Consider the following 19,825-nt stretch of genomic DNA (forward strand, 5'->3'; position numbering starts at 1 on the left):
GTCGCGCCGATGAACGCGCGTGGCCGAACGACCTACTCGCCGAGCTTGCGTGTGCGCTCGATCCGGCCCAGGTACGTCAGCAGACCGGCGTTCAGTGCGAAGCCGGCCGCACTCACGGCTGCCGCCGGCCACACGACCGCCTCATCTCCTCCGAGCCACGCGTTCATGGTCGCGGTCAGCAGCCACAGTTGCAGGATCACGACAATCAGCACGAAGACCAGCATGCCGTAAACGATGGTGGTTCGCTGTTCGCGGCTGAACGGCCGCTTCAGTGAGCCGCTCATATCGCCCGCTCCTCGACGCCGACGGCGTAGAGGTCCCGGCCCCGGATGTCCAGCACGATGCGCGTCAGCGGCCGGCGCGGCGGTCCGGCGGTGGGCGCGCCCGTCCTCAGGTCGAACCGTCCCTCGTGACACGGACAGTAGAAGCTGCCTTCGGCTGGCCTGGGAATCACGGCGCAGGACAGGTGCGTACACTTCTGGCTGAACGCCACGAACTCGCTCGTGGTCAGCCGCACCAGCAGACAGGGCTCGTTTTCGTCAGGGTAGGTGAAGAGGAGCGCGGCGCCGACGGCCAGATCATCGACGGACGCGATCCGACGCATGGCGGGCTGGCCGGCGCGCTTCCGGTACCAGTTCTGAAGCCCGATGAGCACCTGGCCCAGCGTGAAGGCGCCGCTGGTCAGGACGAGGAACTTCATGAAGTCCCGGCGCTCGACGTACAGATCCTGCGGCCAGTCGATCGGGAAGTCCTGGCGCCAGGCAGGCTGATCGTCGGCCGGCGCGAGGTTCGGTGCGATCGTGATCTGATCGCGTGCCAGCGACGGCGCGTAGAGGTTGGCCGGTGCCGTGCCCGTGAGCCCTTCGCGCCCGGGCGAGTTGATCGCCGGATCCACCCGATGACGCGGATCGGTGCCGTCGCTCATCGCTACACCTCGACCTCGGCGAACGGGTCGCTCTCGACTGGCGCCGTACCGTGCGCAGCGGCCGGCGTGCCCACCATCTTCAACGACACCGCGCGGTTGCGCGGCTGTTCCTCCATCGCCGCGGTGACGTCGACGTGCGGCGCGACGGCGGCCAGCTTGCGCGGCACCATGATGTGTACCTGCGTGGTGATCGTCTGGTGCCCGAACTGGAAGGTGTTGACCGGGGCCGAGAGAGGGCGGAGCTGTTCAATCTGCTCGCGCGTGCCGAAGAAGAGCGCCTGGCTCGGGCACACCGTCGCACACATCGGCTTCTTGCCGACGCTGGTGCGGTCGTAGCACATGTCGCACTTCATCATGATCTTGCGATCTTCATAGACTTCGGGCACGCCGAACGGGCAGGCGACGACGCAATTGCCGCAGGCGATGCAGCGCGGCTTGCGCGCTGACTGGACCACCCCATCGCCGGTACGCTTGATGGCGTCTGCCGGACATACCTCCGCGCAGGTGGGCTGGTCGCAGTGCATGCAGACAACGGGCACGGTCTGCACACTCTCGGCGCGGTTCACGTACTCGAGGTGAATCATCGATTCACCTCGATGCGTGTCGCACTCGGAGCACGCCTGCACGCAGGCCTGGCAACCGATGCACCGGTTCGGGTCGATGAAGAAGTGCAGGTAGTCCGGTTTGGCCATGGGAACGGTTCTGCCCGTCTATTGCTGCGGCTCGAGCACTGCGTCGTAGTCTGGCGGTCCATCCGCCTTGCGCACTCGGCACCCACACACCTTGTACTGCGGGATCTTGCTGATCGGGTCCTGCGCGGCCACGGTCAGCTGATTCGCGCTCTTCCGGCCAGCCCAGTGATACGGGATGAAGATGGTGTCGGGTCGGATCGTGGTCACCACCTGCGCCTTGAGGGTGATGGTCCCGCGTCGCGTCTCGGCCGTCGCCCACTCACCGTCCGTGATGCCCAGCTTGGCAGCCAGCCGCGGATGCATTTCGATCCGTGGTTCCGGGTACTGCTTCACCAGCGGCCCGATACGGCGTGTCTGTGTGCCGGACAGGAATTGACTGACGACCCGGCCGGTCGTCAGGTAGATCGGATACTCGTCGCTCGCATCGTCGACGGGCGGACGATAGTCGGCGACGTTGAACCGCGCGCGGCCGTCGGGGAAGTAGAAGGGGCCGCTGCCCCTGGCGACCGGGTTGTAGCTGCCGGCCTCGAACAGTCGTGGGGTGCCGGGATGATCCGCGATCGCGACGCCGGTGCGCGGGTCTTCGCTGTAGCACGGCCAGAAGACGCCCAGCTGCTGCGTGATTTTCTCGTACGTCACGCCGGAGTAGTCGGCGACGCCGCCCTTGCTGGCTACGCGCAGTTCTTCGAAGATCTCGCGTGGCTCGGTGAAGGTGAAGCCGTGGGGCCGGCCGATCGCGTGCGCGATGTCCTGGATGATCCGCCAGTCCTCGCGGGCGTCACCGGGGCAGTCGACGGCCTTGTTGACCTTGATGATGCGGCCCTCGACCTGCGTGACCGTCCCTTCGTCTTCCTCGTGCAGGCTGCCCGGCAACACGACGTCGGCGTGCCAGGCGGTGTCGTTGAGGAAGAAGTCGATCGCGGCGTAGAACTCCAGCTTCTCGAGGCAGCGCGTGACGAACGCGTTGTCTGGCAGCGAGACCTTCGGGTTGAAGCAGATCGAGAGCAGGCCCTTGATCTCGCCGCGGTCGATCTTGCGGAACAGCTCGTAGGCGTCGACGCCTGGCCCCGGCAGTTCCTGCTCGTCGATCCCCCAGACGCCGGCGATGTATTGCCGGTGTTCGGGGTTGCTGATGTCGCGCCAGCCAGGGAGCTGATCGCACTTCTGTCCGTGCTCACGACCGCCCTGTCCGTTGGCCTGGCCGACGATGGTGCCGTAGCCGCTCTTCGGCTTGCCAATCCGGCCGGACGCAAGCACGAGGTTGATCGTGCCGAGCGAGTTCTGCACGCCGTTCGAGTGATGCTCGATGCCGCGGGCGTGGAAGAGGAAACTCGTCTTCGCCGTCCCCCACCACTCGGCGGCCAGCATCAACGCCCGCTGCGGCACGCCGGTCACCTCCGCGGTCCGCGGCAGCGTCCACTCACTGCAGTACGCGGCGACCTGATCGAAGCCGACCGTATGGGCGTCGATGAACGCGTGATCGAGCCAGTCGCGCTCGATCATGATCTGCAACACGCCCGCAAACAGCGCCGCGTCGCGCCCCGGCTTCACGGGCAGGTACAGATCACAGGTGCGGGCCGCAGGCGTGATCCGTGGATCCTGGACGATGATCTTCGCGCCCTGCTCGCGCGCTTGCCAGATGTAGTTCGTCGTGATCGGCGAACACTCGGCGACGTTGGACCCCGCCACCCAGATCACATCGGTCCCGACCATGTCGGACCAGGGGTTGGTCGTCCGGTCGATGCCGAACGCCTTCTTGTTCGCCGCGCCGGCGCTGACCATGCACAGCCGGCCGTTGTAGTCGATGAACGGCGTCTTCAGGCAGACGCGCGCGAACTTGCCGAGCAGGTATGTCTTCTCGGTCGTCAGGCTGGCGCCGCCGAGGACACCGATGGCGCCGGGGCCATGGGTCTGCTGAATGCGCGCGATCTCGTTGGCGACACGAATGATCGCCTCGCCGTACGGCAGCGAGCTGAAGCCAGACGCCGAGGACGGATCACGCCGAAGCGCTGTCGTCAGCCGGTCGGGATGCGAGCCCTGCAGGTACCGCTTGACGCCCTTGGGACACAACATGCCGCGATTGAACGGAAACTCCTCCCACGGCTCGAAGCCGATCACCTCGTTGTCGCGGACCTTGAGCTGAATCCCGCACTGCTGCCCGCAGAAGCAGCAGTGCGTCTTGACCAGTCGATCCGGCTCGACGCTGGTCGACAGCCGCGCCCCGGTCATCGCCGACAGGTGCGGTCCGAACCGTTCGATGATGCGAAGGGGATCGGCCGGAATCTCAGCCACGACCGCTACCTCTCTCTGGTTCATTCAGGTACTGCTGCCACAACGCCCCCTGCGCCAGGCCGAAGAGTGCACGCCGGCACGTGGGGCAGACGTCCTGGTAGTGCCCGCCGCCGGCCAACTCGTACCGGAAGCCGAGTTCCTGCTCGACGGTGGTGAGGTCGCGCACCATCAACTGCGAGGCGTAGGGTCGTCCGCAGCGCCGGCACGCGGCTTGCGGGTCGCGGGCGCCGGCGTCCTTGTAGAAGCCGACGCCGAGTTGGGCAGGCCGTTGGAAGACGTGGAACAGCTTGCCGAACGGCAGCCACAGGAGCGTCACGATCACCGTCGCCGCGTGGAGAATCGCCAGGAACTCATAGGCGTAACCGCGCATCCACGTGTAACTGGCCGTCAGCATCAGCCCGGTCACGCTGATCGCGAAGAGCAGCAGGAGCGGCAGGATGTCCTGACCGAACTGCTGCACGGCAACGGCGCCGTGATCGATCATGCGCCGTCGGAAGGCGAGCATGACGCCGGCAATGACCAGGAACGACGCCCACACGAGCCCGTGGAAGATGACAAAGGCGAACGCCGACTCGACAGGGAAGTCCTGCACCGGGATGCCGAACACGAACGTGCGGTACATGTGCAGGTTGCCGGGGACGGTCTCGAAGTGAATCCAGCCCCAGACCAGCGGGAACGTGATTGCCGCTGCGAGCAGGCACCCCCACATGATCAGCCAGTGCGCGAGTCCGCGGAGCCGGCCGCGCCGGAAGATGTAAGCATTGGCCGCAAACTCCACCAGCGCCCGGCGTCCCAGGCTCAGGGTGTTGCCGGCGAGCGCACGCCGTGAGAAGAACGCCTGCCACCCGCGCCGCCAATACATGCGTGTCGGCGGACGCTGCAGCCACATCGCGTATCGATAGCTGATCCCGAACGCAGCAAACAGCGTCGCGAACGTGTAGCCGACGAGCGCCGCGTCGAAGTGTTCGAGCCTGCGCGACCCGATGACGATGGCCGCTGCCAGTGTGGCCGTGACCAGCCCTGCCCATGCGCTGGCTCGGACACGCTCGAGCGCCTGACGTGCGCCCACCGGCAAGGACTCCGTCCACGCGATGTCGCCGGGACGGAAGACGCGGTGGTTCGCCGCACGGAGCGCCAGCGCGGTCGCCGACAGCAGGAGGAACCCCGGCCAGATGGCGCCGAGGCGATCGCTGAAGACGCCGAGGAGCAATGGCGGAAAGAACCCCCCGAGCCCGCCGAGGGCGCCGACCAGGCCGGTCACCGTACCGGTATCTTTCGGGAAGTGCTCCGGCACCAGCTTGAAGACGGCACCGTTGCCGAGTCCCATCAGCATCGCGCACCCGAGCGCGCCGACGGTGAAGGGCACCATCGACCGCCACGTCAGGAGCAGCGAGAACAGGGCCACACCGCCGAACACCCACGACAGGACCTGGGCACCGCCGATCCGATCCGCCAGCCATCCGCCCAGGGGCCGCATGAGTGTCGCGAGCACGACGAATCCTGCCGCCCGCAGTCCCGCATCGGCGGGGGCCAGGCCGAACTGCGCCCGCAACAGCGTCGGCAGGTAGACCGAGAACGCCACGAAGCCGCCGAAGGTCAGGAAGTAGAAGGCGCCGAGCAGCCACGCGGTCGGTGCGCCGCGCAGGATCGCGACCATCGCTGCGACCGTTGCGGGGCGGCCGGGCTGTGGGGGATTGCGCGCCAGCAGGACGTACGTCACCGCCCACGCCAGGAGGATCGCCGCCATGCCGCGGAACACCATCTCCCAGCCCAGGCTGGCCGCCACGACCGGGCCGACGAAGACCGCCAGCGACTGCCCCATCGTCCCCAGGCCGTATACCCCGAGCGCGGTGCCCTGCCGAGCCGCTGGAGTCCAGCGGGACACGAAGGCGGCTCCGACCGCGAACGACGAGCCGGGCATGCCGATGAGGAACGCCGCGACGAGCAGCGAACTGTAACTGCCGGTCAACGGAACGACGAAGGCGGCCAGGGCAGAAAAGGCGAGCAGCGCCGCGAACACGAGGCGTCCGCCGAACCGATCCGTCAGCATGCCCATCGGCAGCCGCGCCAACGAGCCGAGCAGCACCGGGACCGCCACGAGGAGTGCGGTCTGGGACGCGCTCAGTTTGTACAGGCCCGTGAATACGGAGGCGAGTCCGCCAACCAGGCCCCACGCGGCAAATGAGATCGCGAACGAAATCGTCGCGAGGACCAGGGCGCGCGTCGGCGACCCGGCTGCATCGTCGGCGTGGCCGCCGGGGGGCGTGCTCTGACGTGACCTGTCGCGCATGTCGTGTACCCGGTCTGACGCCACCGATCGCGGACCCTCGGGATGCCCGGCGGTCTCACGGAACCGTTCAGCTCACATGCGTGTATGGAACGGCTCGAAGGCAGCAGCATACGCGGTTCTGTCGGTCGCTGCATGGTGTGAAGCGAGGCGAGGTGACGACGGAGGACATCCGCGTCAACGTGGGGCTCCGGAAGCAGGACCTCGAGGCAAAGCCGGCCGACTTCGCACCGGATATCCCCAGCCGCTAGCTCAGAAACAGAAACACCTTCCAGTGCGGCTGATGAAGCGCCTGGACAACGGTAAGGCCGGCGTTGTCGGCGTCGAGCCCCGCTTCATCGAGCAGGAGGCGATCCTGCTCGTGGAGGGTCACGCGCTGCGCGTCGCGCGGGTTGTACACGACGTACCGCCGGATGCCGAAGTCGAGCGACGGTTCCTTGAAGATCACGTTGTAGGCATCGCCGCTCGGTTCGTAGTGATAGCGATCGATGCCCACGATCGACGGCTTGTAGTCACCCCATATCGAGAACAGGGACGCTGGATAGGCGCCATGCTGCTCGCGATAGCGCTCGATCTCGGCGATGAACGCGGCGCTGTTGGCGATGGCGCGGTTTCGCGCGCGAGTTGTGAGCGCGCCGATGAGAGTCGACTGCGCTGCCAGGACGACGAGTGGGGCCACCATCAGGACCGCCATCACGATGAGGATTGTCCCGACGAGGTGCGCCATCGATTGCCTCCCCTGAGCCGACAGATACCGATCAGGTCGTGGATCAGCGATCCGAGTTCAAAACGCACCCGCCACGAAACTAGACCGAGGCTTTCAGTTCATGCCAGTCGAGCCCGAAACGCGCCAGGTACTTCCGCAGCCGATCGGCGTCGTTCACGCTCTGCTTGCGTGCCCGCGACCGATCGAAGAGCACTCGCCCGGCTGCCGACAGGCTCGGCGCCGAGCGACACACCGTCAGCACGTCCTCGAGCTGCGCGCGATCGAAACGGTCCAGGGTCACGGCCGTCCCGGCCGGGACTACAAGGTCGATCAGGCCGTCGCGGGTGTGGCCGGCCCAAGACTCGCGCCATAGCGCACGCAGCGTCGCGATCTCGGCCGCCACCTGATCGACGGTGATGCGTCCGCCCGGCGCCAGCGTTGCGAGCCTCGTCACCACCGCATTGAGGTCGCGGAAGTTGCCGGGCCATGGAGCATCCGGTCCTTCGGCGAACTCCAGGAACAGCCGTCGCGCTTCGGTGCTGAACGTCACGGCCGTGCCGGTGCGCTGGCGGAACTGCTCCAGCTCGTAGGCCAGATTCGGTGCGATGTCCTCACGCCGATCGACGAGGCCCGGCAGGCGAAAGGTCCAGAGGTTGATACGCGCCAGCAGGTCGTCGCGGAACCGGCCCTCACGCACGGCCTGCGACAAGTCGCGATTCGTGCCGCCAATCAGTTGGAAGTCGCTCGAGGCCTCGCGGTCGCCGCCGAGCGGCAGGAAGCGTTTCTCCTCGAGCGCCCGCAACAGCATTGCCTGTTCGTCGAGCCCGAGCTCGGCGATCTCGTCGAGGAACAAGACGCCCTCGTTGGCGCTCCTCAGCAGGCCCGGCCGATCCCGCAGCGCGCCGGTGAACGCGCCACGCACGTGGCCGAACAGCGCCGACATTGCCGCGTCGCCGCGGATGGTGGCGCAATTCACCTCGACGAACGGCCCACGCACGAGGCGGCGCGCCTTCTTCAGGTCGTAGACACGTCGCGCCATGCGTGACTTGCCCGCGCCGGTCGGCCCGAGCAGCAGCATGGGCGCCGCGGAGCGCGTAGCGACGCGATCGAGCATCGTCACCAACCCCTCGAAGGCCGCGTTGCGTGTCCCGATTCCGGACGTCAGCATCGTCCGTTCGTCGAGTTCGTCCTTCGCGAAGCGCGTCGCGATGCGGTCGTACTTCGAGAGGTCGAGGTCGATGACCTGATACCCGCCAGGCTCGATGGCTCGCGTGCGGCGCGGCGGGCTGGTCTGCACGAGGCAGCCCGGGATGTGGCGCGACTCGGTCAGCAGGAACAGGCAGATCTGCGCGACGTGCGACCCGGTGGTGATGTGCACCAGGTAATCCTCGGCTTCCGGATCGAACGGATACGCTCGCGCGAAGTCGTGCAGGTGTGCATACACCGACTCGAAATCCCATGGGTCGGTCGTGGCGTCGACATGCAGGCGCACCTCCGTCTCAGGCGACACGTGCCGGATGTCGTCGCGCACGGTGGCGGCGAGGCTCGCATGCGGCTCGGCGAACAGGAGCTCGAAGCGCGACACGACGAGGTCCTCGTGCTGGCACAGCGCCACGCTCGGGCGCCAGTGCTCCCATCGCCGGGGACCGGCGGTCCCGCGATCCAGCGTGCTGCCCAGGAGGCCAAGCACGACCAACTTCCTTCCAGTAGCCACTTGGATAAGTCATATCCTATCAGCTAAACATTCGCAGGGCTTGTTCGAGGGGACCCTGCGGTCTGCAAATGCCGACAAATGGCGTCGCTGCAACAGCTTCCGGCCGGTCATGGGTGCAAGGGATAGGCGTGGAACCGCTCGTGCAGTCAAGGAGGACGAGACGCGAGGCTTCGGTCGACGCGAGAAACCGGGACACTTGGGCATGCGTGAACTCCTGACCATCGACGGCAGCCAGGGTGAGGGCGGCGGACAGATCCTGCGGACGACGCTGGCGCTATCGCTCGTCACCGGACACCCTTTCCGTATCGACGGCATCCGCGCGGGCCGGTCGAAGCCGGGATTGCTGCGGCAGCACCTGACCGCCGTTCACGCGGCCGCACAGGTGAGCGGGGCGACAGTGAGCGGCGGTGACCTGGGATCGGGCACGCTGACGTTCCACCCGGGGCCAGTGCGTGGCGGCGATCTCTCGATGGCCATCGGCACGGCCGGCAGCGCCACGCTGGTGCTGCAGGCGATCCTTCCGGCGCTGCTGCTGGCGCCAGAGGCGTCGCGCGTGGTGCTCGAGGGTGGGACACACAACCCGTACGCCCCGCCGTTCGATTTCCTCGACCGGACCTTGCTGCCGGTGATTCGCCGGATGGGCGGCAACGTCACGGCGCGACTCGAGCGGCATGGCTTCTATCCCGCGGGGGGTGGCCGCTTCACGGTGGACATCGAACCCGTGTCGCGCTTCGAACCGCTGGCGCTGCTCGTGCGCGGCCCGGTCCAGGTGTCGGCGCAGGCGCTGGTGTCCGGCGTCCCGGAAGGTGTCTCGAAGCGTGAGTTGAAAGTGGTGAACGAGCAGTTGGGGGTGCCGTGGGAGGCGCTCGAGTCGATCGTCGTGCGGACGTCGCCCGGGCCGGGCAATGCGCTGCTCATCGCGATCGCCTCGGAGGAGCTCACCGAGATCGTGACGGGCTTTGGCGAGAAGCAGGTCGGTGCGGCTGTCGTCGCGTCACGCGCCTGCAAGGAGGCGCAGGCCTACATCGCGTCGAACGTGCCGGTGGGCGTGCATCTCGCCGATCAGCTGCTCGTCCCGATGGTGCTCGCTGGTGGGGGCACGTTCCGGACGCTGGCGCCATCGGCGCACACGATGACGAACGCGGCGGTCTTGAAACAGTTCGCAGACGTGGACGTGCGGTTCGTGAACGAGTCGGATGGCACGTGCACGGTCACCGTTGACACCGCTCGTGCCTCGGGCGTGAACAGGACAGCATCATGAAGAACAGGGCATTGGTGGCGATGGGGATCCCGGCGGGTCCCTGCGCCGAGGAAGCGAAGCGGGTCATCGCGGAGGCACATGCGGCGGGCAGCACCGTGCGCGCAGCCGGCGACACCTTGCAGTCGATCATCGCGTCACCGGACGCGTACCTGGACGATGCGCGATACGGCGTGCTGGCGTCGCACCTGAAGGCACACCAGGTGGCGGCGAAGGCGTTCACCCCGCGCCAGTCGGTGGCGCCGTATCGGATCTGGGGAGAGCACCTCGAGCCAGATTCCGTGCGGCAGCTGCAGAACGCCTGCAGCCTGCCGGTGGCCGTGGCTGGCGCGTTGATGCCTGACGCGCACGTCGGCTACGGCCTGCCGATCGGCGGCGTGCTTGCCACCGAGCACGCGGTCATCCCCTATGCGGTCGGCGTGGACATCGCCTGCCGCATGAAGATGACCGTGCTCGACCTGCCGGTCGAGGCCCTGGAGACGCAGCGCGAACGTCTCGTGAGTGTGCTCGAACGTGAGACGTGCTTCGGCATCGGCGGCGGCTTCAGGGTGAAGCGTCAGCACGAGGTGATGGATGCGGACTGGCGGGTGACGCCGGTCACCGCGGATCTCAAGGACCGCGCCTGGAAGCAGCTCGGGTCCAGCGGCAGCGGCAATCACTTCGTCGAGTTCGGCACGCTGTCGGTGAGCGACGACGCGGTGGGACTGCCGCGCGGCACGTACCTCGCGCTGCTCAGCCACTCGGGGAGCCGCGGCAGTGGCGCGGCAGTGGCGGCGCACTACAGCACGCTCGCGCGTCGCCTGCACCCGGAGTTGCCGCAGTCGCTGGCGGAGCTGGCATGGCTCGACCTCGATACCGAGGCCGGGCAGGAATACTGGGAGGCCATGGAGCTGATGGGGCGCTACGCGGCGGCCAATCACGCGCTCATCCACCAGTACATCGCGCGGGCGCTCAACGTGGAGGTGCGGCTCGATGTCGAGAACCACCACAACTTCGCGTGGCGGGAGACACACCAGCGGCCGGATGGCACCGAGCGCGAGGTCATCGTCCATCGCAAGGGCGCGACGCCGGCGGGTGAGGGTGTCGTCGGCATCATTCCGGGATCGATGGCCACGCCGGGGTACGTGGTGCGCGGCAAGGGGTCGACAGCATCGCTGCTGTCGGCGGCGCACGGCGCCGGCCGGCGCATGAGCCGCACGCAGGCGCGCAAGACGCTGTCGTGGCAGGACGCGCAGGCGCTGCTGCGCGAGCGCCAGGTCACGCTGCTCTCGGCGGGACTGGACGAGGTGCCGATGGTCTACAAGGACATCGACGAGGTGATGGCGGCGCAGCAGGACCTGGTCGAGGTCCTGGCGCGGTTCGATCCGCGCCTCGTGAAGATGGCCCCAAGCGGCGAGCCGCCCGAGGACTGAGTCCTACCACCGGTTTGCGAATTGCCCGACGCCCGGGCTACCGCGCAATTCGCAATGCGCACGAGGCGCTCGGCCGCCCAGTGATGGGTGATGCCGGGCGCCTCGCGGGGCGCCATCACGAGTACGACTGCCTTCTCACCGCGTCGGCGGTCATCGGTCTCGAGGTTGGTGACTGGGGAACTCGCGGCTCGACAGGGACAGAGTCGCTGGCCGATACTCGCGCCAGCGAGCACGCCACCTGCATCGGCGCTGCGCCAGGACTCACCATGTTCCGTCCCATCCTGATTTCCACCATTGCGTGGGCCGCATGCGCGCTCGTCGGCGCGGGCTCGGCGTTCGCGCAACCCTCCGCCCGCCGCCCGAATGTCCTGCTGATCATGGCCGACGACCTCAGCGACGACATCGGCACGTTCGGCCATCCGCAGGTCAGGACGCCGAACCTCGATCGATTGGCGGCGCGCGGTGTCCGCTTCACACGGGCCTACGCTCAGTTCCCGCTCTGTAGCCCGAGTCGCGTGTCGATGTTGTCGGGGCTGCGCCCGGACACGACAGGCGTCCACGATCTGCAGACCGACTTCCGCACCATCCACCCCGACCTCGTCACGTTGCCGCAGATGTTCAGGCGGGCCGGGTACGTGTCGGCGCGTGTCGGGAAGATCTATCACTACGGCAATCCCGGGCAGATAGGAACGCCGGGGCTCGACGATCCGGCCTCGTGGGATCACACGGTGAACCCCCGCGGCATCGACAAGGACGAGGAGCCGATGCTGACCAACTTCACGCCGCAGCGCCAGGGCTTCGGCAGCGCGTTGGCCTACTACGCATCGCCTGCGCCAGACGAGGCGCACACCGACGGCAAGGTGGCCAGTGAGACGATCGCCTTGCTCGAGCAGCATCGCGACCGGCCGTTCTTCCTCGCGGCCGGCTTCTATCGCCCGCACTGCCCGTTCATCGCCCCCGCGAAGTACTTCAGCCTCTATCCGCTCGAGGACGTGCGCCTGCCGCCGCCGATCCCACGCCCGGCCGACGTGCCGAGCCCGGCATGGTTCACCAACCCTCCGCACTGGGGCCTCGACCAACAGCAGCAGCGGCTGACCCTGCGCGCGTACTACGCGTCGATCTCGTTCCTCGACGCCAACGTCGGCCGCGTGCTCGATGCCCTCGAGCGTCTCGGCCTCGCCGACAACACCATCGTCGTGTTCGTGAGCGACCACGGATATCACCTGGGCGACCGGGGGCAGTGGATGAAACAGACGCTGTTCGAGCGCTCTACTCGTGCGCCGCTGATAATCGCGGGTCCTGGTGTCGCGGCACGTGGTGCAGCGAGCCCGCGGATCGTCGAGTTCCTCGACATCTACCCGACACTCGCGGCGCTTGCGAGGCTCACCCCACCCGCCGGCCTGCACGGTCGCTCGCTGGGGCCGCTCCTCGCGGATCCGCAGGCACCCTGGGACCATCCGGCGGTGTCACAGGTCCGCCGCGGCGCCGTGCCCCAGACGTTCATGGGATACACCATCCGCACCGGCCGATGGCGATACACCGAGTGGGATGGCGGCGCTCGAGGGACGGAACTCTACGACGCCGAAGCCGATCCTGATGAACTGCGCAACCTGGCCGCAGATCCGGCACATCGCGCCACGGTGACCGACCTGCAGCGCCGCCTGCGCCAGATGATTGCCGACGGCGTCCGACGGCACTGAGGCCAGCGCCCCGGCTGATCGCGCTACACGACGCGAGAACGCCCGCCGGTCCGGAGCAGGACTGCGCTTGTCCGGACCCCTCTACTCGTGCCGAAGCGCGGCGAGCGGATCGACGTGGGCTGCCGTCCGCGCCGGCACGAACGCGGCGAGCATCGCCACCAGCGCGAGAATCGCAGCCGCGCCACCCATGACCCACGGCTCGTAGCGGTCGAGACCGAAGAGCACCTGGTCCAGCACCGCTCCCGCAAGGCGTGCCGCTCCCAGGGTCAGCGGGATCCCGATGGCAACACCGATGACGGCCAGCATCAGCGCCTGGCGCACGACCATGTCGACAACGGTCGCGCGCCTGGCACCCAGCGCCATGCGCAGGCCGATCTCCGCCGTGCGCTGCACGACTGCGTACGCCATCGTGCCGTAGAGGCCGATGGCCGCGAGGATCATCGCGATCGCTCCCAGCAGTGTCGAGAACGTGGCAAACAGCGTTTCGCGGGCGAGCGACTCTTCGACCTGCTCGGCCTGCGACTTGACGTCGAACAGCGGCAAGGTCGGGTCGAGCTCGCGCATCGCGCTGCGGACCGCAGGCGCCAGCGCCAGGGGCTCGCCAACCGTGCGTACGGCGACGTTGGCCTGGCCCGGCGCGTCCTGCTGGATCGGTACGTACACCGTCGGCGTCATCGGGCTACGCAAGTCCGTGTACTTGGCGTCGCGCGTCATGCCGACGATCTCCATGGGCGTGCCGCTCGACCCATCGCCGAACCACAGGCGGTGCCCAATCGGGTTGGCGCCGCCAAGGTGCGTGGCGGCGAAGGCCTCGTTCACCACGGCGACCGCCGGCGCGTCCGCGGGGTCGCGCTCGGTGAACGAGCGCCCGAGCAGCAGCGGAATTTCCATCGTGTCGAAGAAATTCGGCGCGACGACGTTCACCTCGGCGCTGGCATCGGCGGTCCTGGCGACCCCATCGACGGCGATGCTGTCGGCGCGGCGGCTGAACGCCAGCAGCGGATGCCGCGACACGGTGGCGGCGCGCACGCCGGGAATGGCCTTGATGCGCTCGATCATGCGTGCGTAGAGCATGGCGCTTGCCGCCGGTTCGTAACCGTTCAGTTGCGGCTGGACGCGGAAGAGCAGCAGGTCGTCGGCATTGAAGCCCTTGTCCACCGCGCGCAGGTTCCTGAGCGTCCCGGAGAAAAGGCCGGCCGCTACCAGCAGGACGAGCGACAGCGCGACCTGCGCCACCACCAAGGCGCGCGCAAGGGGCGCCGCCGACGCCCCTGTCGTGCGCCTGGTGACCTGGAACAGTTCCGTCCGCGCGACACGGATCGCGGGTGCGAGGCCGAACAGCACGCCCGTGCCCAACGCCATCGCGCCGCAGAAGCCGAAGACGCGCCAGTCGAGCCCGCTCTCGACCACCGCCGAGCCGCCCCAGGGCCGCCAGACGGCCAGGAGACTGGCCCCCCATTGCGCCAGCACCAGGCCAGCCGCGGCGCCGACAAACGCAATCAGCAGGCTCTCCGTGCACAACTGGCGCACCAGTCGGCCGCGGGCGGCGCCGAGCGCCAGGCGCGTCGTGATCTCCTTCTGCCTGGCCGCGCCGCGCGAGAGGAGCAGGGTCGCGACGTTGACACACGCGATGATCAGGACGAGCGCCGCGCAGCCCATCAGGACGAACAAGGGTTGCGCATAGCGTCGGCGCGAGTCCATGAGGCCCTGGCCACCGGGCTCTGCACGCAACGCCGACGCATCGGCAAGCGTCCGGCTGGTGTCCTCGGTGGCGTCGCCCGCATCTGTGGCGAGCGCCTGGTGCCATTCCTCGAGCATCGCCTGCTGCATCACGGGCGTCAGGTCGGCCACTGCTTGTTCTGGAGCGAGGCCCGGTCGGAGCCGGCCGATCATGTTGACCCACAGAAACGCGGGACGCGTGAGGTCGGATCGCTCGCCACCGAGCAGTGGCTCAGTCGCGAACGGCACCGTGAAGTCGGGCGACTGCGTCACGTCCAGTGTGCCGGCAAAGCCTTCACGCGTGACGCCGACGATGACGAAGGTGACCTTGTTGATGAGGATGGTCTTTCCCACGACGTTCGGATCGCGATTGAAGCGCCGGCTCCAGTGCTGGTACGTGATGGTCGCCACCGGCGGAGCGCCGGGCGTGTCGTCGGCGTCGGTCAGCGTCCTGCCGCGCGCTGCGCCGACGCCGAGCCCACGAAAGTAGTTGCCCGACACGTATTGCCCGGAGACCACATCGGCACTGCCGTCGACGACGACGTTGAGCTGCTGGAGCGGATAGAACGCGAACAGCTCGGTCAGGGCGCGGTTGGACTCTTGCAGCCGGCGGAACGTGGCATACGAGAAGGACGTGCTCGTGGCACGGCCCGTCGCCTCGTCCGTGGTCCTGACGCCATCCATGCCCTTGCGCATGCCCTGACGGCCCTCGAGCCAGTTGAACAGCACGAGTTCGTGGGGCGCCGGGACCGGCAGCGGCTTGAGCAGCAGTTCGTTCACGACGCCGAACAGGGCGGTGTTCACGCCGATGCCGATCGCCAGCGTCAGGATGGCGGCGAGCGCGAACCCGGGATTGCGGCGCAGTTGTCTCGCGGCGTAGCGCAGGTCCTGGACGGCGTCGCCGAGCCAGGGCAACGAATCCACGTCACGCGAGCGCTCGCGAGCGCTCGTCATGCTGCCGAACTGGCGGTGCGCCTCGCGCCTGGCCTCCTCCGGCGGCATGCCCGAGCGGATGTATTCCTCGATGCGCTGCTCGACGTGGAAGCGGGCTTCCTCGTCGAACGTCTCGTCCGCGTCCGAGTGCAGGAGCGTGGCGGCGAGCCGGCGAATCCATCCCATGGTGTGAACTCCTAGGCGAACCGCATGACCCTGCCGACGCCGTCGGCCAGGCGATCCCACCTGGCCTGTTCGTCACTCAGCCGCTTGTGGCCTGCACGCGCGAGGCGGTAGACACGCGCCCGCCGGTTGTTGTCCGTGATCTGCCACGACGCGGTGATCCAGCCAGCCTGCTCCATGCGGTGCAGCGCCGGGTATAGCGACCCTTCCTCCATGCGCAGGAGGTCGTCGGAGGCGCGCTGCACGTGCGCGGCGATGCCGTAGCCGTGCTCCGGGCCAAGGCTCAGCGTCTTGAGCACCAGGAGATCGAGCGTGCCTTGCAGCGCGTCGGGTTTCCTTGGAGGAGTCTGTCTCACCTAGCGATCTAGGGTAAGCCTGTACGCGGCCCGTGTCAAAGGCGTCAACGGCCTTGCCTCGGGCCTTCCCGTCTCAGGTCTCAGGTCTCAGGTCTCAAGCCTGAGACGTGACACCTGAGGCCTCGGGCGCTAGACGGATCTCACGGGAGCGTCGCTGCGAACGCTCGCACCTCCCGAAGCACGTCGGCTTCGTTCGACAGGAACATGTACAGGTTGGCGCCAGGCAGTTCCACGATCCGTGCGGAAGCAACGCCAGCGAGCAAGTCGTGTTGCCAACGCGAGAGAATCGCCCGGCGGCCTGCGTAGGCCAGGTCCAACGCCGCACGCTCTTCGTCGTTCTGCGGCGGATAGTCCAGCAACGCCTGTTCCTTCGTCACCGACCGATAGATCGCCAGGACCGGAACGCAAATTCGTGCGTAGTCGGGCCGGACCCTGTTGTCTTCGACGATCGCCTTGCGGATCGCTGTCGGTCGTCCCTGGCGTGGCGCCGCCCCGGCTTGTCTTGACAATCTAGAGGAGTCCGTTACGATGCAGGTGTCTCATCTAGTTTGTCTGGAGGAGTGATGACTGTTGATCCGGGCCCGGGAAGCCTCGTCCAGGGCACGTTGCACATGCTGATTCTGAAGACGCTGACGCTCGAACCGCTCCACGGCTACGGCATCGGCGTTCGCCTCGAACAGATCAGCGATGGCGGATGCCGCGTCAACGGGGGGTCGCTGTTCCCGGCGTTGAGTCGACTGGAGCGCGACGGCCTGATACGCGGAGAGTGGCGGGTGACCGAGAACAACCGTCGCGCGAAGTATTACCACCTCACGCCCCAGGGCCGGGCCCAACTCAAGCGCGAGACGCGACAGTGGGAAGCGCAGACCACCGCCATCGCCAGGATCCTCGCGGCAACACCGGGACAAGTGTGATGGCGGCCGTGCAGCGCTTCATTGGCGGCGTGAAAGCCCTCCTTGGCGGCAGGCGCGCCGAGCAGGACCTCGACGACGAGGTCCAGGCATACCTGGTCTCCTCCATCGAGGCGAAGGTGCGCGCGGGCATGACACCCGAAGATGCGCGTCGAGCGGCGCGCGTGGAACTGGGCAGCATCGATGCCGTGAAGGAGCAGACCCGCGAGGTCGGCTGGGAAAGCACTGTCGAACACGCTTGTCGGGACGTGCGCTATGCGTCGCGCACGCTGCGTAAGTCGCCGGCGTTTTCCGCGGTGGTCGTGCTGACGTTGACGCTGGGCATCGGCGCCAATACGGCCATCTTCAGCGCCGTCAACGCGATCATGCTGCGCGCGCTCCCCGCCGACCGGCCGGAGGAACTGATCTCCGTGACGGCGCTGTATCCAGACGGCCGAGAGCCGTTCTCTTACGCCGCCTACCGTACCATCGCGGCCGATGGGGCACATCTCGCCGACGCGCTCGCCGCGTCGCCGGCCCGCCGTGAGGCGGTCGCGTTCGACGGCCCGCCCGAGGCCGTCGATCTGAAGTGGGTGTCCGGTAACTACTTCACGACGCTTGGCGTGACCACGTCGGTCGGCCGGCCCTTGCTCGCCTCCGACGATCTGCAACCGCCTGGCGTCGGGGTGGCCGTCATCAGCGACGCGTTCTGGACGCGACGCTTCGGTCGCGACCCGGCCGTCGTCGGCCGTACCGTTCGCTTGAAAGGCACGCCCTTCGTCGTCGTCGGAGTCGGGCGCCGCGGCTTTGCCAGCGAGACTCCCGGCGAGAGCGTCGACGTGTGGATGCCGCTCTCGGCCCAGCCGAATGCGCCGCAGTGGTTGTGGACCGGGCACAGCACGACGTGGCTCAGCGTCCTTGCTCGCCGGCGCCCCGGTGTGGACCTCGTGCAGGCGCGCGCCGGGCTGGAACCCGTATACGAACGCATCCGGGCCGACGTGGCAGCGGGGACCGACAGCGCGGAGTTCAGGCGGAGCGTGCTCGAAAGCCGTCTCGGGGTATCGGAGGCAAGCCAGGGCATCTCGCGGTTACGCGACAACCTCACGACGCCGCTGATGCTCCTCATGGGCATCGTTGGACTGGTGCTGCTCGTCGCCTGCGCGAACGTCGCCAATCTCATGCTGGCCAGGGCTGTCGCACGCCGCCGTGAGATCGCCATGTGTCTCGCGCTCGGTGCAGGCCGGTCGCGGCTCATCGGCCAGGGCATGATCGAGGCCCTGCTGCTTGCGGGGCTCGGAGGGATTGGTGGGTTCCTGCTGGCAATCTGGGGGACGTCAGCCCTGTCGTCGCTGCTGTCCGGGGTCCTGCCCGTCGCGATCGACATCAGTCCCGACGGACGCGTCCTGCTGTTTGCGGGGCTGATCTCGTGCGGCACAGCCGTGCTGTTCGGCTTCATGCCGACACTGGCTGCGAGCAGTCTCGACCCGCTTGGCGTCCTCAGGAGCGGAGGAGCCGGCGGCCGCGGGGCCTCCCGCATTCCTTTCGGCCGTACACTCGTCGTGACGCAGATCGCGGTCTCGCTGGTGCTCCTGGTGGCGGCGGGCTTGTTCGTGCGCAGCCTGATGTCGCTGAGGGAGGTGGACCTTGGTTTCGATCCCGGGCAGGTCGTGCTGTTGCGCGTGAGCCCGCCGGCTGACCAGCAACCGGTTCCTCCCGAGACGAGGCGGCAGCTGTATCGGGAACTGCTGGAACGTGCGGCCCGCGTGCCTGGCGTGGCCGGCGCGAGCGCGACGTTCTCTGGCCTGCTGTCCTCAGACACGTGGCGCAACGTCATCGCCATCGAGGGCGTCACGCCACCTGACGGGCAGACGCTGCGATCGGTCGTCAACGCGGTCACGCCGGCCTACTTCGACGTCCTGCGGATCGATCTGCTCGGCGGGCGCCACTTCACGGACGACGATCGCGAGGAAGCGACGAAGGTCGTCATCGTCAACGACGCGTTCGCCCGTCGCCATTTCGGCGGCGTGGATCCGGTTGGCCGGCGTGTCGGCCTTTGCCGCAGCGAACCGTGCGTGCCCGCGACCACGACCATGATGGAGATCGTCGGCGTGGTGGAAGACGCGAAGCATGCCGATCTGCGCGCGCCCGCGGCGCCGATTCTGTACGTGCCCTTCGCGCAGACCGAGCAGAACCTCCGCGAGATCCAGGTTCGGACGGCGGGTGACGAGTCGACGGTGGCGTCGACCCTCTACCGCGCACTTGCCGACGTGGATCCCAGGCTGACGATCGTGGGGATGACGACCGCACGTGACCGTGTCGATGCCGCGCTCGCGACCGAGAACATGGTGGCCAGGGTCTCGTCCGCCTTCGGACTGCTGGCGCTGGCGCTCGCCGCGGTCGGCCTGTGCGGTCTGGTCGCCTACATGACGACGCAACGCACCCAGGAGATTGGCATTCGCATGGCACTGGGTGCGGGCCGACGGGACGTTCGCCGGCTGGTGCTAGGCAACACCGTTCGTCTCGTGGCGCTCGGAGCCGCGCTTGGCATCCCGGCGGCATTGGCACTGACTCGACTGCTGTCGGACCTGTTGTATCAGGTGGAGCCCTACGATCCCGTGGTCCTGTCTCTCAGCCTCGGCGTGCTGGCCTGTGTGGCACTGATCGCGGGCTACCTGCCGGCACAGCGCGCGGCCAGGGTCGATCCGATGAAGGCACTGCGGGTCGAGTAGGTCGTTCTGGCCTCCAATCACGCTGATCT

The 19,825-nt window shown here is 67.8% G+C and carries 15 protein-coding genes; 5 read left to right on the top strand and 10 right to left on the bottom strand.

All coding sequences use genetic code 11. From position 1 onward, the window contains the following. Positions 1 to 32 precede the first annotated feature (32 nt). From LuPra_RS00675 to rtcR, 7 genes are all read right to left on the bottom strand, one after another. On the bottom strand, positions 33 to 284 hold the full coding sequence (locus tag LuPra_RS00675) for a DUF6755 family protein (protein WP_110168978.1): 252 nt from the start codon (positions 282 to 284) through the stop codon (positions 33 to 35). After that, positions 281 to 925 (bottom strand): QcrA and Rieske domain-containing protein, encoded by a 645-nt coding sequence (locus LuPra_RS00680; RefSeq protein WP_234800659.1) that lies wholly within the window; start codon positions 923 to 925, stop codon positions 281 to 283. Before LuPra_RS00680 ends, LuPra_RS00675 begins: the two co-directional genes overlap by 4 nt. Positions 926 to 927: 2 nt before the next feature. Continuing rightward, complete coding sequence (locus tag LuPra_RS00685; protein WP_110168979.1) at positions 928 to 1,617, bottom strand: 4Fe-4S dicluster domain-containing protein; 690 nt, start codon at positions 1,615 to 1,617, stop codon at positions 928 to 930. Positions 1,618 to 1,635: 18 nt separating this feature from the next. Continuing rightward, positions 1,636 to 3,909 carry a molybdopterin oxidoreductase family protein gene (locus LuPra_RS00690; RefSeq protein WP_110168980.1) on the bottom strand — a complete coding sequence of 758 codons (2,274 nt, stop codon included), beginning with the start codon at positions 3,907 to 3,909 and terminating at the stop codon, positions 1,636 to 1,638. Beyond that, entirely contained in the window at positions 3,902 to 6,199 is a 2,298-nt protein-coding gene (locus LuPra_RS00695) for an MFS transporter (RefSeq protein ID WP_110168981.1), read from the bottom strand. Before LuPra_RS00695 ends, LuPra_RS00690 begins: the two co-directional genes overlap by 8 nt. Before the next feature lie 244 nt (positions 6,200 to 6,443). Further along, a complete protein-coding gene (locus LuPra_RS00700) occupies positions 6,444 to 6,923 on the bottom strand; it encodes a hypothetical protein (RefSeq protein WP_110168982.1) in 480 nt (159 codons plus the stop codon). Positions 6,924 to 7,002: 79 nt separating this feature from the next. Next, positions 7,003 to 8,592 (bottom strand): RNA repair transcriptional activator RtcR, encoded by a 1,590-nt coding sequence (gene rtcR / locus LuPra_RS00705; RefSeq protein ID WP_269465617.1) that lies wholly within the window; start codon positions 8,590 to 8,592, stop codon positions 7,003 to 7,005. A 226-nt stretch (positions 8,593 to 8,818) separates the two neighbouring features. On the opposite strand from rtcR, the gene rtcA reads away from it, so the two are divergent. From rtcA to LuPra_RS00720, 3 genes are all read left to right on the top strand, one after another. Continuing rightward, positions 8,819 to 9,877 (top strand): RNA 3'-terminal phosphate cyclase, encoded by a 1,059-nt coding sequence (rtcA, locus tag LuPra_RS00710; RefSeq protein WP_110168984.1) that lies wholly within the window; start codon positions 8,819 to 8,821, stop codon positions 9,875 to 9,877. Further along, positions 9,874 to 11,286, top strand: coding sequence for an RtcB family protein (locus LuPra_RS00715; RefSeq protein ID WP_110168985.1), 1,413 nt, complete (start codon positions 9,874 to 9,876; stop codon positions 11,284 to 11,286). The genes rtcA and LuPra_RS00715 overlap by 4 nt, the downstream gene beginning before the upstream one ends. An 83-nt stretch (positions 11,287 to 11,369) precedes the next feature. Then, positions 11,370 to 12,986, top strand: coding sequence for a sulfatase (locus LuPra_RS00720; RefSeq protein WP_110168986.1), 1,617 nt, complete (start codon positions 11,370 to 11,372; stop codon positions 12,984 to 12,986). A gap of 81 nt (positions 12,987 to 13,067) precedes the next feature. Here LuPra_RS00720 and LuPra_RS00725 read toward each other — a convergent pair whose 3' ends face one another. The 3 genes from LuPra_RS00725 to LuPra_RS00735 all read right to left on the bottom strand — a co-directional run bounded on the left by LuPra_RS00725 (position 13,068) and on the right by LuPra_RS00735 (position 16,686). Beyond that, a complete protein-coding gene (locus LuPra_RS00725; RefSeq protein ID WP_110168987.1) occupies positions 13,068 to 15,824 on the bottom strand; it encodes an ABC transporter permease in 2,757 nt (918 codons plus the stop codon). 11 nt (positions 15,825 to 15,835) lie between these two features. Further along, positions 15,836 to 16,177 carry a PadR family transcriptional regulator gene (locus tag LuPra_RS00730; RefSeq protein ID WP_110168988.1) on the bottom strand — a complete coding sequence of 114 codons (342 nt, stop codon included), beginning with the start codon at positions 16,175 to 16,177 and terminating at the stop codon, positions 15,836 to 15,838. 140 nt (positions 16,178 to 16,317) lie between these two features. Next, positions 16,318 to 16,686 (bottom strand): hypothetical protein, encoded by a 369-nt coding sequence (locus tag LuPra_RS00735; protein WP_110168989.1) that lies wholly within the window; start codon positions 16,684 to 16,686, stop codon positions 16,318 to 16,320. Positions 16,687 to 16,740: 54 nt separating this feature from the next. Between LuPra_RS00735 and LuPra_RS00740 the strand changes: the two genes are divergently transcribed. After that, on the top strand, positions 16,741 to 17,091 hold the full coding sequence (locus LuPra_RS00740; protein WP_110168990.1) for a PadR family transcriptional regulator: 351 nt from the start codon (positions 16,741 to 16,743) through the stop codon (positions 17,089 to 17,091). Further along, the gene (locus LuPra_RS00745) at positions 17,091 to 19,796 is read left to right on the top strand and encodes an ABC transporter permease (protein ID WP_110168991.1); all 2,706 of its coding nucleotides are present in this window, start codon (positions 17,091 to 17,093) and stop codon (positions 19,794 to 19,796) included. The genes LuPra_RS00740 and LuPra_RS00745 overlap by 1 nt, the downstream gene beginning before the upstream one ends. Positions 19,797 to 19,825: the final 29 nt, after the last annotated feature.

The organism is Luteitalea pratensis (genome assembly GCF_001618865.1).
GTDB lineage: Bacteria > Acidobacteriota > Vicinamibacteria > Vicinamibacterales > Vicinamibacteraceae > Luteitalea > Luteitalea pratensis.

Excerpts from the sequence above, each read along its gene's own strand:
- LuPra_RS00675 (WP_110168978.1), bottom strand. The coding sequence starts at position 284 with ATGAGCGGCTCACTGAAGCGGCCGTTCAGCCGCGAACAGCGAACCACC.
- LuPra_RS00680 (WP_234800659.1), bottom strand. The coding sequence starts at position 925 with ATGAGCGACGGCACCGATCCGCGTCATCGGGTGGATCCGGCGATCAAC.
- LuPra_RS00685 (WP_110168979.1), bottom strand. The coding sequence starts at position 1,617 with ATGGCCAAACCGGACTACCTGCACTTCTTCATCGACCCGAACCGGTGC.
- LuPra_RS00695 (WP_110168981.1), bottom strand. The coding sequence starts at position 6,199 with ATGCGCGACAGGTCACGTCAGAGCACGCCCCCCGGCGGCCACGCCGAC.
- LuPra_RS00700 (WP_110168982.1), bottom strand. The coding sequence starts at position 6,923 with ATGGCGCACCTCGTCGGGACAATCCTCATCGTGATGGCGGTCCTGATG.
- rtcA (WP_110168984.1), top strand. The coding sequence starts at position 8,819 with ATGCGTGAACTCCTGACCATCGACGGCAGCCAGGGTGAGGGCGGCGGA.
- LuPra_RS00715 (WP_110168985.1), top strand. The coding sequence starts at position 9,874 with ATGAAGAACAGGGCATTGGTGGCGATGGGGATCCCGGCGGGTCCCTGC.
- LuPra_RS00720 (WP_110168986.1), top strand. The coding sequence starts at position 11,370 with ATGGGTGATGCCGGGCGCCTCGCGGGGCGCCATCACGAGTACGACTGC.
- LuPra_RS00725 (WP_110168987.1), bottom strand. The coding sequence starts at position 15,824 with ATGGGATGGATTCGCCGGCTCGCCGCCACGCTCCTGCACTCGGACGCG.
- LuPra_RS00740 (WP_110168990.1), top strand. The coding sequence starts at position 16,741 with ATGACTGTTGATCCGGGCCCGGGAAGCCTCGTCCAGGGCACGTTGCAC.
- LuPra_RS00745 (WP_110168991.1), top strand. The coding sequence starts at position 17,091 with ATGGCGGCCGTGCAGCGCTTCATTGGCGGCGTGAAAGCCCTCCTTGGC.